The sequence below is a fragment of the Rhizobium sp. C1 genome, assembly GCF_021026335.1.
GTDB lineage: Bacteria > Pseudomonadota > Alphaproteobacteria > Rhizobiales > Rhizobiaceae > Ensifer_A.
Genome location: NZ_JAJNCY010000001.1, coordinates 669,078 through 684,662, shown reverse-complemented (window position 1 = coordinate 684,662; position 15,585 = coordinate 669,078). Strand labels below are relative to the sequence as shown.

The 15,585-nt window shown below is 61.3% G+C and carries 16 protein-coding genes, 1 tRNA gene and 1 riboswitch; of the genes, 12 read left to right on the top strand and 5 right to left on the bottom strand.

Annotation, left to right across the window (positions count from 1 at the left end):
* The 3 genes from LQK83_RS03425 (at position 1) to LQK83_RS03415 (ending at position 1,878) form a co-directional block, all read left to right on the top strand.
* Positions 1–405 carry an NUDIX domain-containing protein gene (locus tag LQK83_RS03425; RefSeq protein WP_230835867.1) on the top strand — a complete coding sequence of 135 codons (405 nt, stop codon included), beginning with the start codon at positions 1–3 and terminating at the stop codon, positions 403–405.
* A gap of 193 nt (positions 406–598) precedes the next feature.
* The gene (locus LQK83_RS03420) at positions 599–1,330 is read left to right on the top strand and encodes a CDP-diacylglycerol diphosphatase (protein ID WP_230835866.1); all 732 of its coding nucleotides are present in this window, start codon (positions 599–601) and stop codon (positions 1,328–1,330) included.
* A gap of 95 nt (positions 1,331–1,425) precedes the next feature.
* On the top strand, positions 1,426–1,878 hold the full coding sequence (locus LQK83_RS03415) for a GNAT family N-acetyltransferase (RefSeq protein ID WP_230835865.1): 453 nt from the start codon (positions 1,426–1,428) through the stop codon (positions 1,876–1,878).
* 126 nt (positions 1,879–2,004) lie between these two features.
* Here the strand turns inward: LQK83_RS03415 and LQK83_RS03410 are convergent, their stop codons facing one another.
* A complete protein-coding gene (locus LQK83_RS03410) occupies positions 2,005–2,832 on the bottom strand; it encodes a UDP-2,3-diacylglucosamine diphosphatase (RefSeq protein ID WP_230835864.1) in 828 nt (275 codons plus the stop codon).
* Between the two features lie 265 nt (positions 2,833–3,097).
* Between LQK83_RS03410 and LQK83_RS03405 the strand changes: the two genes are divergently transcribed.
* From LQK83_RS03405 to LQK83_RS03390, 4 genes are all read left to right on the top strand, one after another.
* Entirely contained in the window at positions 3,098–5,419 is a 2,322-nt protein-coding gene (locus LQK83_RS03405) for an NADP-dependent malic enzyme (RefSeq protein WP_230835863.1), read from the top strand.
* 70 nt (positions 5,420–5,489) lie between these two features.
* On the top strand, positions 5,490–6,254 hold the full coding sequence (locus LQK83_RS21725; RefSeq protein WP_330166260.1) for a helix-turn-helix domain-containing protein: 765 nt from the start codon (positions 5,490–5,492) through the stop codon (positions 6,252–6,254).
* A gap of 121 nt (positions 6,255–6,375) precedes the next feature.
* Positions 6,376–7,020 (top strand): acyl-homoserine-lactone synthase, encoded by a 645-nt coding sequence (locus LQK83_RS03395; protein ID WP_230835862.1) that lies wholly within the window; start codon positions 6,376–6,378, stop codon positions 7,018–7,020.
* A 122-nt stretch (positions 7,021–7,142) separates the two neighbouring features.
* Entirely contained in the window at positions 7,143–8,345 is a 1,203-nt protein-coding gene (locus LQK83_RS03390; RefSeq protein ID WP_230835861.1) for a DUF2865 domain-containing protein, read from the top strand.
* Positions 8,346–8,349: 4 nt separating this feature from the next.
* Here LQK83_RS03390 and bluB read toward each other — a convergent pair whose 3' ends face one another.
* Complete coding sequence (gene bluB / locus LQK83_RS03385) at positions 8,350–9,060, bottom strand: 5,6-dimethylbenzimidazole synthase (RefSeq protein WP_230835860.1); 711 nt, start codon at positions 9,058–9,060, stop codon at positions 8,350–8,352.
* Between the two features lie 43 nt (positions 9,061–9,103).
* Positions 9,104–9,316: riboswitch (cobalamin riboswitch) on the bottom strand.
* 353 nt (positions 9,317–9,669) lie between these two features.
* On the bottom strand, positions 9,670–9,900 hold the full coding sequence (locus tag LQK83_RS03380; RefSeq protein ID WP_230835859.1) for a DUF1127 domain-containing protein: 231 nt from the start codon (positions 9,898–9,900) through the stop codon (positions 9,670–9,672).
* Between the two features lie 100 nt (positions 9,901–10,000).
* Here LQK83_RS03380 and LQK83_RS03375 point away from each other — a divergent pair, with 100 nt between their 5' ends.
* Together LQK83_RS03375 and arsC are read left to right on the top strand one after the other, a co-directional pair.
* Positions 10,001–11,419, top strand: coding sequence for an aminotransferase-like domain-containing protein (locus LQK83_RS03375; protein ID WP_230835858.1), 1,419 nt, complete (start codon positions 10,001–10,003; stop codon positions 11,417–11,419).
* A gap of 145 nt (positions 11,420–11,564) precedes the next feature.
* A complete protein-coding gene (gene arsC / locus LQK83_RS03370; RefSeq protein WP_230835857.1) occupies positions 11,565–11,912 on the top strand; it encodes an arsenate reductase (glutaredoxin) in 348 nt (115 codons plus the stop codon).
* 24 nt (positions 11,913–11,936) lie between these two features.
* On the opposite strand, the gene ilvA is transcribed toward arsC, so the two are convergent.
* Positions 11,937–13,151, bottom strand: coding sequence for a threonine ammonia-lyase (gene ilvA, locus LQK83_RS03365; protein ID WP_230836284.1), 1,215 nt, complete (start codon positions 13,149–13,151; stop codon positions 11,937–11,939).
* A 284-nt stretch (positions 13,152–13,435) separates the two neighbouring features.
* Here ilvA and LQK83_RS03360 point away from each other — a divergent pair.
* A tRNA-Leu gene (locus LQK83_RS03360) sits at positions 13,436–13,520 on the top strand.
* 112 nt (positions 13,521–13,632) lie between these two features.
* Positions 13,633–13,836 (top strand): hypothetical protein, encoded by a 204-nt coding sequence (locus LQK83_RS03355; RefSeq protein WP_230835856.1) that lies wholly within the window; start codon positions 13,633–13,635, stop codon positions 13,834–13,836.
* A gap of 107 nt (positions 13,837–13,943) precedes the next feature.
* Here the strand turns inward: LQK83_RS03355 and wrbA are convergent, their stop codons facing one another.
* Complete coding sequence (wrbA, locus tag LQK83_RS03350; protein ID WP_230835855.1) at positions 13,944–14,543, bottom strand: NAD(P)H:quinone oxidoreductase type IV; 600 nt, start codon at positions 14,541–14,543, stop codon at positions 13,944–13,946.
* Between the two features lie 213 nt (positions 14,544–14,756).
* Between wrbA and LQK83_RS03345 the strand changes: the two genes are divergently transcribed.
* Positions 14,757–15,518, top strand: a complete 762-nt coding sequence (locus LQK83_RS03345) for a competence/damage-inducible protein A (protein ID WP_230835854.1) — start codon at positions 14,757–14,759, stop codon at positions 15,516–15,518.
* The last annotated feature ends 67 nt before the right edge of the window (positions 15,519–15,585 follow it).

Here is a 15,585-nt window from a genome sequence, read left to right as displayed (position 1 = left end):
ATGGGGCAGCCGGGAACAGACTTTCCGGGCCTGGGCGTCGGCCTCGTCATCAGACGGGGCCGTTCCATTTTGCTCTACCGCCGCACCCGCTTCCCCGAAACAGGCTCATGGAACATCGTGGGCGGCAAGGTCGACCACATGGAAGCCTGCATCGACGCCGTGCGGCGGGAGGCGGAGGAAGAATCGGGGCTGACGATTGGCGATATCCGCTTCCTCTGCGTATCCGAAAACCGCTTCCCTGAAGATGGTCACCACTGGGTGTCATTGATCTACGTGACCGATGACTTCACCGGCGAACCACGCGTCATGGAGCCGGAAAAGCTCCCTGAATTCGGCTGGTTCGATATCGATGCCCTGCCGGAAAAGGTGTCGAAGTTCACGCTGCATGCCGTGAGCCATCTCTGAGCCAGACTTCTCCGGAAGTCTCTCCATGATATGCAATGGACCGATGATGAGATGCGCGAGGGCGGCATCGTTCGCGCCACCGCGATGGCGCTCGCAAAAATGTGATCGCGTCGCCTTCGCGCCGTCACAAACGGTCACGTTCCAGTGGCTATGGTCGCGCTGCTTCGTTTTCAGTTGTTCGAGGATCACCGTGATGCGCCTTCACCTGCCCACACTTGCCAGCTTTCTCCTTCTCGCTGCCGCACCTGTTGCCCATGCCGACCCCAACGCGCTGTGGAACATCGTCCACGGCAAATGCGTGGTGGACACGGCTCCCTGCGTCCGCGTCAACAAGGAAGAGCATTTCGCGCTGCTTAAGGACCAGCGCGGCGTCGCCCAGCATCTGCTGATCCCGACGGAGAGGATCACCGGCATCGAGGACAAGGCGCTGCTGGATCCGGCAACGCCCAATTTCTTTGCCGATGCCTGGAGCGAAAAGCAGGCCGTCGACGCCAAGCTGCCCCGCCCCTTGCACCGCGACGAACTGAGCCTGGCCGTCAACGCCCAGAGCGCCCGCACCCAGAACCAGCTGCATATCCATATCGATTGCCTCAGCACCAAAGCCCACGACGAACTGGCCAGCGTGCTGGACGAGATCAAGCCGGAATGGGCGCCTCTGCCGGTCGAGATCGACGGCCATCACTTCATGGCAGAGCGCGTGATGGGCGAGACGCTCGGCAACTACAATCCCTTCCTCGCGCTGGCCAAAACCCTGAAGGATCCGGCAACGGAAATGGCCTATCAGAATCTCGATGTGGTCGGGGCCTATTTCAAGGAAGGCCCCGGCTTCATCATCCTGACGGACACGGCCTTCCCGACAACCACTGGCATGGCCGGCGGCGAGGACCTGCAGGACCATAGCTGCGCCATCGACAAACCGGCGTAATCAAAATCAACTTCGCTCATGAACTAGCAGCAAGTTCAATTGGACGGATAGAAACGGACGCAATAGCCTTTTTCCATCGACCGAAGGAGATCGCCTTGTCCGCCGAAATTGTCATCCGACCCGTTGCCCGCGAAGATCACGAAATCTGGATGCCGCTCTGGAGAGGCTACCAGCGTTTTTACAAGACCGACATTCCAGACGAGACCAGCGCCGTCACCTGGCGGCGTTTCCTCGATCCGGATGAGCCGATGTTCGCTGCGCTCGCCTTTCAAGAGGGGCGCGCCGTCGGCATGGTGCATTACATTTTCCACCGCTCCTGCTGGACGGTCGGCGATTATGTCTATCTGCAGGATCTCTATGTCGAGGAGGGTCTTCGCGGCGGCGGCATCGGCCGACAGCTGATCGAATTCGTCTATCAGGACGCCAAATCCAAGGGCGCATCGCGCGTCCACTGGCTGACGCATGAGACGAACACCGACGCGATGAAGCTCTATGATCGGATCGCCTCGAAATCCGGTTTCATCCAGTACCGGCAGCTGTTCGCGTGAAATGCGCCCTCACCTGACGTGCCTGCGCAAGGCGCAGGCCTCGAAGGGTCCTCTGCCACAGTCTGATCCTTCGACGCTGTCCTTCGGATAGCGCTTCAGGATGAGACGAGAGGTTGCTGCGAGGGCTCAGGCAGCCTCTGCGGCCTGGGCTTTTTCGCCGCGCGCGGCCAGCTGCAGGATCTTCGGCTTCGGGACAAGCTCCGATGCCGGCGTCCAGTGGATCAGTTCCATACGTCCGTCGAAATGCTCGACAACCGCCGTGCAGCTCTCCACCCAGTCGCCCGTATTGATGTACTGGATACCTTCGATATCCTCCATCACCGCATGGTGAATATGGCCGCAGACGACGCCGTCCACCTTGTGGCGGCGGGCTTCTTCGGCGACGAAATGCTGGAACTCGCCGATAAAATTGACGGCATGCTTGACCTGCAGTTTCGCCCAGGCCGAGAACGACCAGTAAGGCAGGCCGAGCCGGCGGCGAACGGCAGCGAGGCCGCGATTGACGAGGATCGCCGCATCATAGGCCCAGTCGCCGAGATAGGCGAGCAGGCGGTAGTTGCGCACGACGATATCGAACTCGTCGCCGTGGATGACGAGATATTTCTTCCCATCGGCCGCCTCGTGGATCCAGTTCAGCGCCACTTCGATGCCGCCGAAATGCATGCCCGGAAAGTCGCGCAGGAATTCATCGTGATTGCCCGGCACATAGATGATGCGCGCGCCCTTGCGCGCCCTGCGCAGGAGCTTCTGGACAACGTCGTTGCAGCTCTGCGGCCAGTGCCAGCTGCGCTTCAGGCGCCAGCCGTCGATAATGTCACCGACCAGAATATAGGTCTCGGCCTCGTGGTAACGCATGAAATCGATGAGAAAGTCGGCCTTGGCCGCCTTCGAGCCCAGATGGACGTCGGAAATGAAGATGGTGCGGAATGTCCTTGCCTCGGGTTCGGCGCTCATCGTCCCAGCCTTTCATCGCTGCGCTAATCATGGTTCTGAAAACCAGACTCGTGTTTCAGGATGATGACAGAAAGGCTTCCTTACGGCCGGTCGAATGACGGTGTATTGCAATTTGGTTAACGCTGAGGCGGAGATGGGTATTTTTTGTCATGCAGCGGGTGCATGCCAGAAAATCGCGGGCGGCGGCACAGAGATACTCCCGCAGCCCGACAATTGGTGTAAGGAAGATTCCGACACCAAAAAAAGACCACCGGAGATGGCAGGCATGGATTCGCTTGATGACAACAAGGCGCAGGGCGCCCCGCAATCGGCAGACCTCGACGCGCAGGCGCTTTTCTATCATCGCTATCCTCGACCCGGCAAAATGGAAATCCAGGCGACCAAGCCGCTCGGCAACCAGCGCGACCTCGCACTCGCCTATTCGCCCGGCGTCGCCGCTCCCTGCCTCGCCATCAAGGAGGATCCGGCCACGGCCGCCTTCTACACGGCGCGATCCAACCTCGTCGCCGTGGTTTCGAACGGTACGGCCGTTCTCGGGCTCGGCAATATCGGCGCGCTGGCCTCCAAGCCCGTGATGGAAGGCAAGGCCGTCCTCTTCAAGAAATTCGCCGGCATCGACGTCTTCGACATCGAAATCAACGCGCCGGCCGTTGAAGACATGGTCAAGGTCGTCTCCGCGCTGGAGCCCACCTTCGGCGGCATCAACCTTGAAGACATCAAGGCGCCGGAATGTTTCGAGGTCGAGCGTCAGCTGCGCGAGATCATGGACATCCCGGTCTTCCACGACGATCAGCACGGCACCGCCATCATCGTCGCCGCGGCAGTCCTCAACGGCCTTGAACTCGCCGGCAAGGATATCGCCACCGTCAAGATCGTTGCCTCGGGTGCGGGTGCTGCAGCGCTCGCCTGCCTCAACCTGCTTGTGGCTCTGGGTGCGCGCCGGGAGAACATCTGGGTGCACGATATCGAAGGCCTCGTCTACAAGGGCCGCGAAGCCCTCATGGACGAGTGGAAATCGGTCTATGCACAGGACAGCGACAAGCGGGTTCTGGCCGAATCCATCGCGGGCGCGGATATCTTCCTCGGCCTGTCGGCGGCCGGCGTGCTGAAGCCGGAACTGCTGGAACAGATGGCCGAGAAGCCACTCATCATGGCGCTCGCCAACCCGACGCCGGAAATCATGCCCGACCTCGCCCGCAAAGCCCGCCCCGACGCGATGATCTGCACGGGACGCTCGGACTTCCCGAACCAGGTCAACAACGTCCTCTGTTTCCCCTACATCTTCCGTGGCGCGCTGGATTGCGGCGCCCGCACGATCAACGAGGAAATGAAGCTCGCCGCCGTGCGCGCCATCGCGTCGCTGGCCCGCGAGGAGCCTTCGGATGTGGCTGCGCGGGCCTATTCCGGTGAAACTCCGGTCTTCGGCCCGGAATATCTCATCCCCTCGCCCTTCGATCAGCGCCTCATCCTGCGCATCGCGCCTTGCGTCGCCAGGGCGGCTGCCGAAACCGGCGTTGCCACGCGCCCGATCCAGGATTTCGACGCCTATCTCGACGAGCTGAACCGCTTCGTCTTCCGCTCCGGCTTCATCATGAAACCGCTCTTTACCGCCGCCAAGACAGCCGCGAAGAAGCGAGTCATCTTCGCCGAAGGTGAAGACGAGCGCGTACTGCGCGCAGCCCAGGTTCTGCTCGAAGAAGGCATTGCCAAGCCGATCCTCATCGGCCGCCCCTCGATCCTGCAAACCCGCCTCGAACGTTTCGGCCTGAAGATCCGGCCGGATGTCGATTTCGAAGTCATCAATCCGGAATCCGACCGCCGCTATCGCGACTATGTGGATGAGTATTTCGCCCATGTCGGCCGCAAGGGCGTCACGCCGGAAGCGGCCCGCACGATCGTTCGCACCAATTCGACCGTGATCGGCGCACTCGCCGTCAAGCGCGGCGACGCGGATGCGCTCATCTGCGGCCTCGAAGGGCGCTATGACCGGCACTTGCGCGACGTCAAGCAGATCATCGGCAAGAAGCCCGGCGTCATCGACTTCTCGGGGCTTAGCCTGCTGATCTCACAGCGCGGCGCGACCTTCTTCACCGACACCTATGTCACCTACAATCCGAGCGCCGAAGAAATTGCCGAAATGACGATCATGGCGGCCCGCGAAATCCGCCGCTTCGGCATCAAGCCGCGCGCCGCCCTCGTCTCGCATTCGAATTTCGGCTCGCGCGATTCCGAATCCGCCGCCAAAATGCGCCGCGCCACCCAGCTCGTACGCGAACAGGCCCCCGATCTCGAGGCCGACGGGGAAATGCACGGTGATTCCGCCATCTCGGAAATCCTGCGCAAGCGCGTCATGCCCGACTCCACGCTCTCCGGCGAAGCCAATCTGATTGTCTTCCCGACGCTGGACGCCGCCAACATCACGCTCGGTATCGTGAAGTCGATCACGGAAAGCCTGCATGTCGGTCCGATCCTGCTCGGCGCGGCCATGCCAGCCCATATCCTGACACCCTCCGTCACCTCGCGCGGCGTCGTCAACATGGCAACGCTGGCCGTTGTCGAAGCGTCACACCCTGAAGGCGGTCTCTGAACCGGAACGTAACTCGACGGTTGCCAAGGACCCGGCCATTGTTTATCCCGTAGATTTTAAGGGATATGCGATGCCGGGCCAGACTGGCTACCATGCGCTTGTTGACGCACTTGCGAGAATGCCAGCTTCAGACCCGAGTGCATTCCTGTCGGCGCTCCGGGCCACCTACGGGCTTACCCAAATCATCTATGCCGATGTCGAACGGCATGGAGAGACCTTCCGCCAGGGACAACTGATCCACACGCCCAACCAGCCGCTGGAACGACTGATCCGCAACGAAGGCTTTCTGCCTCTGACGCCGCTTTTCAGCGCGATCTCCGGCCTTTTCGGCCCGCAGGTGATGGATCCCCGCCCGCTCGGCGATAAGGATCCACAGACGGCGAGGACACTAACGGCCTGTGATCTCGCCCGCCCCATGCTCGTCTTCCCGCTCGTCCCGTCGCGCCCGGGCGTCGCCTTTTTCATGTGCAATTCGAACGAGATGCAAGGCTGGCCTCAACCGGTTGAAATTCTGCTTCGGGACATTACCGCTCTGGCAGGGCTGTTCCATGCCAAGCAGCTCGCGGCCGCAGGCGTCACGCCGCAGGCCCGGCATACGCCCGGTCGGCAACACCAGCTGACCCCGCGTGAACGTGAAGTCCTGCAATGGGTGGCCGAGGGAAAAACCTATTGGGAAATCGCCCGCATTCTCGGCATATCGGAACGGACGGTTCGCCATTTCATGGCCAACTGTCGTGAAAAACTCGACGCCGTCTCCAACAAGCAGGCGGTCGCCCGCGCGGTGGCCGGCAACCTCATCAACATCCGCCACGGCGGCGCTCAGCCCCTTTCCTGACACGGACATCTCCTTCGCATACAACCAAACTACACTTATTAAAAGTTGTCCATACAGACAATACGCAATTATTGATTTACATGCTGAAATTCTCCGGTCAATGACCATCCGGAGAATAGCCTTGATCGAAATCTTTTCAGGCCTTGAACGCCACTTCAGACCCCAGGCTCTGGCGCCCATGTTTCAGTTGCGCAAGCGTGTCTTTCACGACCTGCTCGGCTGGGACGTGACAGTGCGCGGCGACATCGAAATCGACCACTACGACGACGTCAATCCCATCTATGTTCTCTCCTACGAGCCGGAAACGCGGCGTCTGCGCGGTGCTTTGCGCCTCTTGCCGACGCTTGGGCCAAACATGCTGGACGACACCTTCCCCGTCCTGCTGGGAAGCAGTCCGATGATCCGCAGGCCGGACATCTGGGAATCAAGCCGCTTCTGCATCGATCCGGAAATCTCGCAGGATCGCGCCTCCAATCAGGTGACGGTCGCAGCCGCCGAACTGATGTGCGCCGTCGGCGAACTCGGCCTTGCCTCCGGCATCCGCCAAATCGTCACGGTCACGGATGTCTTCCTGGAGCGCATGTTCCGCCGCATGGGCTGCCCCGGCACACGCATCGGCGAACCACGGAAGATCGGAAGCGTCTATGCCGTTGCGGTGAGCTGGGATGTCAACGACAAGCTGCTCACGGACATGAAGGCGATCGCCGGGATTTCCGGCCCGCTTCTGGCGACACCGCCCGAAATGCGGATTGCAGCGGCAGCTTGAACAAAGTTGCGGCTCCTGTCGTTATTAAGCAAAAGAGCGCGTTCTGATTGCGAGATCGGCCCGATTGCCTCACAATGGGTGATCTCAACGAACGCTTTGCCTGACCGACAGGAGCCGTCGACTTGGTTTGGTCCACAAGACTTAGTCCGAAATTCGCCGTCAGACATGTCGCGCGACGCCGTGCGGAAGCGCTTGTCCTGCTGGCCGCCCTTTCCCTGGCCGGCAGCGCGGGCGCGACCTCCATTTGCGGTTCGATCCGCATGGAACTGAATTCGGACACGGAAACCATCGGCAACACCCGCGAAACCCGGGTCTATCAGCAAGCCATCTCCCGCCAGCAGGATGAAATCGACGCGGTGCAGCGCGATCTGCGCCGCTTCGGCTGCTCGTCCGGCAGCGTCCTGGTGTATGGCGGCGAGAATGCCGAAGCCTGCGACCGCCTCAGCGGCACGCTGGACCGGATGTATGACAATCTTGCCGAGTTACAGAACCATGACATTCCGCTCGTCACGCACTCCATGAGCCCGGCGCGACGTGCAGAGCTTCTGGATGCCTTGGAACGCAACGGCTGCAACGATGTGCCGGACACACCGCGCATGGCACGCAAGACAACTCCGAGCGAGGCGGCAAGCTACGATCTCGAAGCGCAGCGGCATGACCTGCAACTGCGTCAGCCCCAGCGGCAGCCGGGCATCCCGAATTTCGCTGGCAGCGACCGGGTCGGCAGTCTGCAGACGGTCTGCGTCCGCACCTGCGACGGCGGATTCTTCCCCATCTCCACCAACACGAGCCCGGCAAGCTTCGAGCGCGATGCGCAGGTCTGCTCGATGATGTGCCCGGGCGTCGAGACAGAACTCTTCTATCACGGCGTCGGAACCCAGGAGATGTCGGAGATGGTCTCCGCCAATGGAGGCATGCCCTACAGGCAGGAACCCTATGCCTTCAAGTTCCGCAGCACGGCGCGCAAGCCAGACAAATCCTGCAGCTGCAACTTCTCCGCCTATTACCGCGAGATGATGAAGCGAGAGGCAGCGAAACCCAACGGTGCCGACGCGCCGGCGCAAGACCATTCCTCGACGGAGACGGCACCGCAACAGCCCTACTCCTCGATCCTCAATCTCGACACGAAACCGGCACTGCCGCCTGCTCCCGCCGCCAAGCCGGCCCCGAAAAATCCCGCGGCAGCTGCAAAGCCCCCGGAACCCGGTCCTGCCCTGCCCTATGATCCCTCGAAGTCCAATGTCCGCAAGGTCGGCCCCCAATTCCTGCCCGGGAAGGACACCGCCATCGATCTGCGTCATCCGAAGGACGGACCGGAGAATTGATCGGTCAACCGCAAGGCGCCGTGTCGCCCTGCCAGCCCTCCTCGAAGACCAGATCCTCCAGCGGCAGGCGTTGCCGCCAGCCTTTCAGCGCCAGTTCCGGTTCCGTGTAGAGCTGGTCGACATAGCCGATGCAAAGCCACGCGATGATCTGCACATGCGCCGGGATGCCGAGGATTGCCTTCACCTCGTCTTCATGGAAAATGCTGACCCAGCCGACGCCGACGCCTTCTGCGCGCGCGGCGAGCCAGAGATTCTGCACCGCGCAAACGGTGGAATAGGCATCCATCTTGAGGTTATGTGTGCGCCCGAGGATCACCTTGCCGCCGCGTGTCGGATCGCAGGTAACGCAGATCGAAAGCGGGGCCTGGCGGATGCCTTCCAGCTTCAGCCGCAAATAGGCCGCCTGCCGCTCGTCCTGAAACATCGCCGCAGCTTCCGCGTTGGCGCGCGCAAAGGCCTGCGCAACGCGGGCGCGAGTCTCTTCGCGTTTCACCAGGATGAAATTCCACGGCTGCATGAAGCCGACGGAGGGCGCGCTATGCGCCGCCTTCAACAACCGCTGGATCAGATCGTCAGGCAAGGGGGCCGACAGAAACTGACTGCGCACATCGCGCCGCGTCTCGATGGCGCGGTATACCGCCGCACGGTCTCCGGATGAAAAGGCTCCCGCCTCGGCCAGCGCATCGCGCGCCGCCGCATGATCAAGCTCCGCCATCGCAAATCCCCGCAACGCGAAACCCGCCCGCCGTCCGCGCGGGCTGAGGCTATCTCGCCAGGCCGGTCTTCTGGCTTGAGGATCATCCGCCGATCGCCTTGGCCTTCCCGAATTGCTCCAGTGGCCTGAGACCGCCCGAAAGTGCGGCTCTTGATATGCGACCAGCGTCCCCTCTCACAGCGTTGGGCACGCGCCGGATTTTGACCGGCTTCCCGATTCTCCCGCCTCGGCGGGCACCTGACGGAATTGGGATGACACAGGCGGGAGGTGAAGGCAAGGAAGAACACCATCGTCTCGTGCGGTCAGCGAGGGTGATGAACGTCTTGCACCAAGGTCCGCCCAGAGCCGTCCTTCTCGGGCCTGTCCCGAGAAGCTGCTGAAGAAACCGGGTATGGTGCGGTTCAAAATAAGCTCTGAGGCCGACGCGCGCAGCGCAAGACGAGCCATTCAAGAGGCATCTGGAGTCTGCGTAGCAGATCCTCGGGACAGGCCCGAGGACGACGGTCAGCGCCGCGCAGGACCTCTTTTCCCGCAAATCAAAGCTAGCCGCATGGCTTAGCTAGGAAAGAAATCCAGCCTTCCCAAGGGTGCAAGGCGGCCGATCAGACCTCAAAACAATCCCACCTTCCGGCACTCCCGCTCCGCCTCATACCGGCTGATGCCGATATCCGCCAGCTGCTCGTCGGTGAGCTCCGAAAGGTCCATGCGCGAGCGATTGAGGATGAAGGCCCAGCGGAGTGCGGCAAGGACTGTCGCGACGCGGACGCCGAATGTCACCGTCGCGACCGGAGCCCGTTTGAGCGATACACTTTCCATCATTGTCTCCATCGTCTTCATCATTGTCACCCTTCCCGCGGACCTTTCTTGCCTTTCGCTGAAACTCGACTATGATGCCTTATCGATTGACTCTCAGATTGCTTCAATACGGATAATTGTCACCATGACAAATTGGCTTCCATCCCTGCAGGAAGGTTCGGGCCCGCTATATGTCCGCCTGGCCGATCAGATCGAGGCGGACATCGCAGCAGGCATCTTGCCGCCCGGTGCGAAGCTTCCGCCCCAGCGCGACCTGGCCTACGACATCAAGGTGACAATCGGTACAATCGGCCGGGCCTATGCGCTGGTGCGCGAGCGGGGTCTTGTCTCCGGCGAGGTGGGACGCGGCACCTATGTCCTGCCGCAGCAGGAGGAGCCCGCCAATGACGGGCGCGACCGCATCGTCAGCGCCTTTTCCGGCACCCGCCTGCCCGTGCCCCCTGCCGGAAAGCTGCGCTTTGACACAACGGCGGCCCCCGATGTGGGACAATCCGGCCCGATCGAGACATTCCTGACGCGCACCGTTCGCGACTATCGCGACGAGATTTCCAGCTACACCCGCATCGTTCCGGATCGCTGGAAGGAGGCTGGGCGAAAGTGGCTTTCCAACGCCTCATGGCAACCGTCTCTTGACTGCATTGTCCCCGTGCTCGGCGCCCATGCTGGCATCATGTCGGTGATCCATGCCATCTCGCAGCCCGGCGACTATATCGCCTTCGAAGAGCTGACCTATGCGCAGGTCTCACGCGCCGCCGCCATGACGGGCCGGCGCATTGTCACCGTCGCCTCCGACGAGGGCGGCATCCTGCCGGACGATCTGGAGCGGGTCTGCGCCCAGAAGCACCCGAAGGCGATTTTCCTGATGCCGTCGGCGCAAAACCCGACAGCCGTGACGCTCTCCGTCGAGCGGCGCAAGGCGATAGCGGAGATCGCGCGGACGCACAACGTCTGGCTGATCGAGGACAATCTCTATGGCGCGATGACCGAGGACGGCCTGCCCTTTCTGGCCGAACTCGCGCCCGACAAGACCTTCCACATCGGTGGCCTCTCGAAGTCTGTGGCAGCCGGCGTGCGCGGCGGCTGGGTGGCATGCCCGCCGCATTTCGCCGCCCGCGTCAACATCACGCACAAGCTGACGACCGGTGGCATTCCTTTCGTACTTTTCGAACTCTGCGCCTCGCTGGTCCTATCCGGCACCGCCAGCACGATCCGCCGGCAGGTTCTGGCCGAATGCCGGACACGCGAGGAGACGGTGGAGGCGATCTTCGGCGATCTCGACATCAGCCACCAGCGCGGCGCGCCGTTCTTCTGGCTGCGCCTGCCCGAACCCTGGCACGCCGGCACCTACAAGCAGGCCGCCTTCGACCGCGGCATCCTCATCGACGACGAGGACGAGTTTAAACCCGCCCGCTCGGACAAGGTCCATCATGCGGTGCGCATCAGTTACTCCTCGCCGCAGGACAGGAAAGATGTTGAAAACGGCCTGAAAACGCTGAAAGCGCTCATCGATGCCGGCCAGACCGGCTATGATACGGATGCCTGACACAGGCATGTCGCGCAAAAGTGTGCTGCGCTTTTGCGATAACGACATGCTCAAAAACAAAGACTTAAAGCCTGTTGCGTTCCATCGTTTTTCACGCAACAGGCTTTAGCGTCCGGCATCGGCAACGCATGACCCAGAGCGCATCTTGAACGTCACCATCCTGCACAATCCCCGCTGCTCGACCTCCCGCGCGGTTCTCGACATGATCCGCACGGCCGGTCACGATCCGGCAATCGTCGAATATCTCAAGCATCCGCCGGAACGCGCCGAGCTTGTCCGCATGCTGGTGGCACTTGAGATGAACCCTCGGGAGCTGATGCGCCGCAAGGAAGCGCTTTACAAGGAGCTGAACCTGGACGACCCGTCGCTGTCGGACAACGATCTTCTCGACGCCATGTTGGCGAACCCGATCCTCATCGAGCGCCCCATCGTCATATCCGAAAACGGCATAAGGCTCGGTCGCCCCAAGGAACGGGTTCTCGAGATTCTATAAGGAAATATTTTGATTATCATATATTCAGATAATCAAGCTGGATAGAATTTCGTTTTCGGTGATGTCCTCATATCCGAGACCGGCAGCCTCGAAAGCGTCAGTCAAACGCCCGAAATTCTCGGGCGTTGCGGTCTCTATGCCAATCAGGATCGAGCCGAAATTCCGCGCCGATTTCTTTAGATATTCGAAACGAGCAATATCGTCTTCCGGGCCCAGAAGGTTCAGGAAGTCCTTCAGCGCGCCCGGGCGCTGGGCAAGCCGCAGGATGAAATATTTCTTGAGACCGGAATGGCGCATGGCGCGCTCTTTCACGTCAGGCAGCCGCTCGAAGTCGAAATTGCCGCCGGAGACGATGGCGACGATCCGCCTGCCCTTCAGCCGCTCCGCTGGCAGCTGAGCCAGTGCGGCAATCGACAGCGCGCCTGCCGGCTCCAGCACCACGCCCTCTATGTTCAGCATCTCGATCATCGACACACAGATGGCATTCTCGGCAATCGTCATGACCTGGTCGGACGAGAAGGCCGAAAGAGCCGAATAATTCAGATCGCCGATCCGCGCCACGGCGGCTCCGTCGACGAAATTGTCGACCTTGGCAAGCGTCACCGGCCCGCCTTCGCTCAGTGCTCGCTTGAGGCTCGGCGCGCCCTCCGGCTCGCAGAAGAGAAATCCATCCCTGGGCACGGTGCCCTCAAGATATCCGCTCACGCCGGACGACAATCCACCGCCGCCGACAGGAATGACGACCAGATCGGGCACGCTGCCATCTGGCAGCTGCGCCAGGATTTCTGCCGCAACGGTCGCCTGACCTTCAATGATATCGGGATGATCGAAGGGCGGCACCATGATGGCGCCGGTTGCTTCTGCATGGTCGCGGGCGGCCTTGTAGCACTGGTCGAAGAAGTCACCGAAGAGCTTGATCTCGATGAAGCCGGCGCCGAACATGCGCGTCTTCTCGATCTTCTGCTGCGGCGTCGTCACAGGCATGAACACCGTGCCGCGTACGCCAAAATGCCGGCAGACATAGGCAAAGCCCTGCGCGTGATTGCCGGCAGACGCGCAGACGAAGGTCTGCACCGTCCCTCCCTCGCCGATCGCTTTCCTGAGAAAATTGAACGCGCCGCGGATCTTGTAGGAGCGCACCGGCGACAAATCCTCGCGCTTCAGCCAGATTTCGGCGCCATAGTGTGCGCTCAAATGATCATTGAGCTGCAGCGGCGTTTCCGGGAAAAGCCCGCGCATGGCGCTCAGCGCATCTTCAATACTCTGCCTGTCCAAGATCGGCCTCTTTGCCCTATGCCTGAATGCCCATGGCTATGGCATACCGCCGCGCCTTAGGCCACCCCATTTTCGCCTCCGGAACGCAGGCTTTGCAGGGCGCGTAACCGGCAAGTGCCTTGGGCGGTCTCCCGTTGGGACGCCGGTCAGACATATGCCTTGCGCAGATTTCTGGCGTGACTTCGGCATTTCCTCCGGCAAGCGGCCTTGATTGCGGCCGCAAGCTCGGCTAGGCGGAAAGGAAGGTTGCGGGCGTGGCGAAACTGGTAGACGCAAGGGACTTAAAATCCCTCGGCCTTGGCTGTACGGGTTCGACCCCCGTCGCCCGCACCAGACACTCGCGCCCTTCGACATGAATCAGGCGAGCCGCTCGGGTTCCGGCATTCGCCGATTGTGGCAGCAACCGCCCGTTTTGCGGGAAGCGGCGAGAAGGAAAGGTAAGTCCATGAAGTTTCTCATCGTGATTGCGGCCTGTTGCGTGATCGTGGCAACGCTGGGCGCAGGCTTTGTCGGCTACACCTTCTACACCAAGGGCCGGACGGAAGGCCTGCAGGCGCAGTGCGCTGAACTGGCAAAAACGGATCCCGCGACGATGAGTGATCTGGAGCGCGTTCAGGCAAAATCTCTCGCGCAGAAATGCAACGGCTGAGGCAGCCGCCGAAGCAGAAAGCCCCTGCCCCAACTGGCCGCTCAACCCAACGAAAAACGCGCGCCCTTCCGGACGCGCGTTCTTCAATCAGATACGTCTGAAAACAATCAGGCAGACTGCTTGGCTGCGATCTTGGCAACATGCGCGCCCTGGAAGCGTGCGCCTTCGAGTTCGATTTCCGAAGGCTGACGCGAGCCGTCGCCGTTGGTGATCGTGGTAGCGCCGTAGGGCGAGCCGCCCTTGACTTCTTCCGTGCCCATCTGGCCCTGGAAGGCGTAAGGCAGGCCGACGACAACCATGCCGTGGTGCAGGAAGGTCGGGATGAAGCCCATGATGGTGGTTTCCTGGCCGCCGTGCTGCGTAGCGGTCGAGGTAAACATGGAGCCGACCTTGCCTACGAGCTTGCCGTTGAACCACAGGCCGCCGGTCTGGTCCCAGAAGTTGCGCATCTGCGATGCAACCGTGCCGTAACGCGTACCGGCACCGACGATGATGGCGTCGTATTCGGCGAGTTCTTCAACGGTTGCGATCGGGGCAGCCTGATCGAGCTTGTAATAGGACGCCTTGGCGACTTCTTCCGAGACGAGTTCCGGAACGCGCTTGACGGTCACTTCAGCGCCGGCAGACTTTGCGCCTTCGGCAACGGCGTAAGCCATGGTTTCGATATGGCCATAGGCGGAATAGTAGAGAACGAGAACTTTTGCCATCGTGGTATCCTTTCGTGGGAACAACCGATCAAGACGATGCCGGGACAATAGTCGGTTGCGTTGTTCAATAAAACCGGCCCGGTTGAAACGCAGTGTTCACAGAAATGCGTTGAAATTTCACCGCTGCGTCACATATCGCACTGCAAAATCTCCTTGCAATGCGCCGGAGACAGTCCCATTTTCTGGAACGCAAGTCCCGCCCGGAGAAAGACCTTGACCCAGCATAAGATCGTGACCGCCGCCATGCTCGCCATTGGCGACGAACTCCTCTCGGGCCGCACCAAGGACAAGAATATCGGCTATCTCGCCGAAAATTTGACGATAGCGGGCATCGATCTGAAGGAAGTGCGCATCGTCTCCGATGATCAGGACGCCATTGTCGCGGCGGTCAACGCGCTGCGCTCGAAATATGATCTCGTCTTCACCTCCGGCGGAATCGGCCCGACGCATGACGACATCACGGCGGATGCAATGTCAGCCGCCTTTGGCCTGCCCTGCCTGCACGATCCGGATGCCATGCGCCTGCTGGGCGCAATGTATGAACGCCGCGGGCTCGAATTCAACGAGGCCCGCCAGCGCATGGCGCGCATGCCTGCGGGTGCGCGCCATATCGAAAACGCGGTCTCCACCGCGCCGGGCTTCATCGTGGAAAATGTCCATGTCATGGCCGGCGTTCCCGCCGTGTTCCAGGCCATGCTCGGCTGGTTGTTGCCGCAGCTGCCGACGGGCGTGCCGGTGATGAGCCGCACCGTCGTCTCCCCCTTTGGCGAGGGCGAGATCGGCAAGCCGCTCGCCGAGTTACAGAAGAACCACCCGGAAACCTCCATCGGCTCCTACCCTAAATTTGACGGAAACGGCTTCTATACCGAGATCGTCGTCAGGGCGCGCGATGAGGCCGTGCTCCAGGCGGCCGTTTTGGATGTCGAAGCCATGCTCAATGCGATCCGCAAGGCGCGCGAGGCGGCAAAGGCCTGAAGAACGGCCACCTGCCCCACTTCCCCACTTGATCCCCAACTTGCCCCTCGGCTTGACCAAGGTCAAA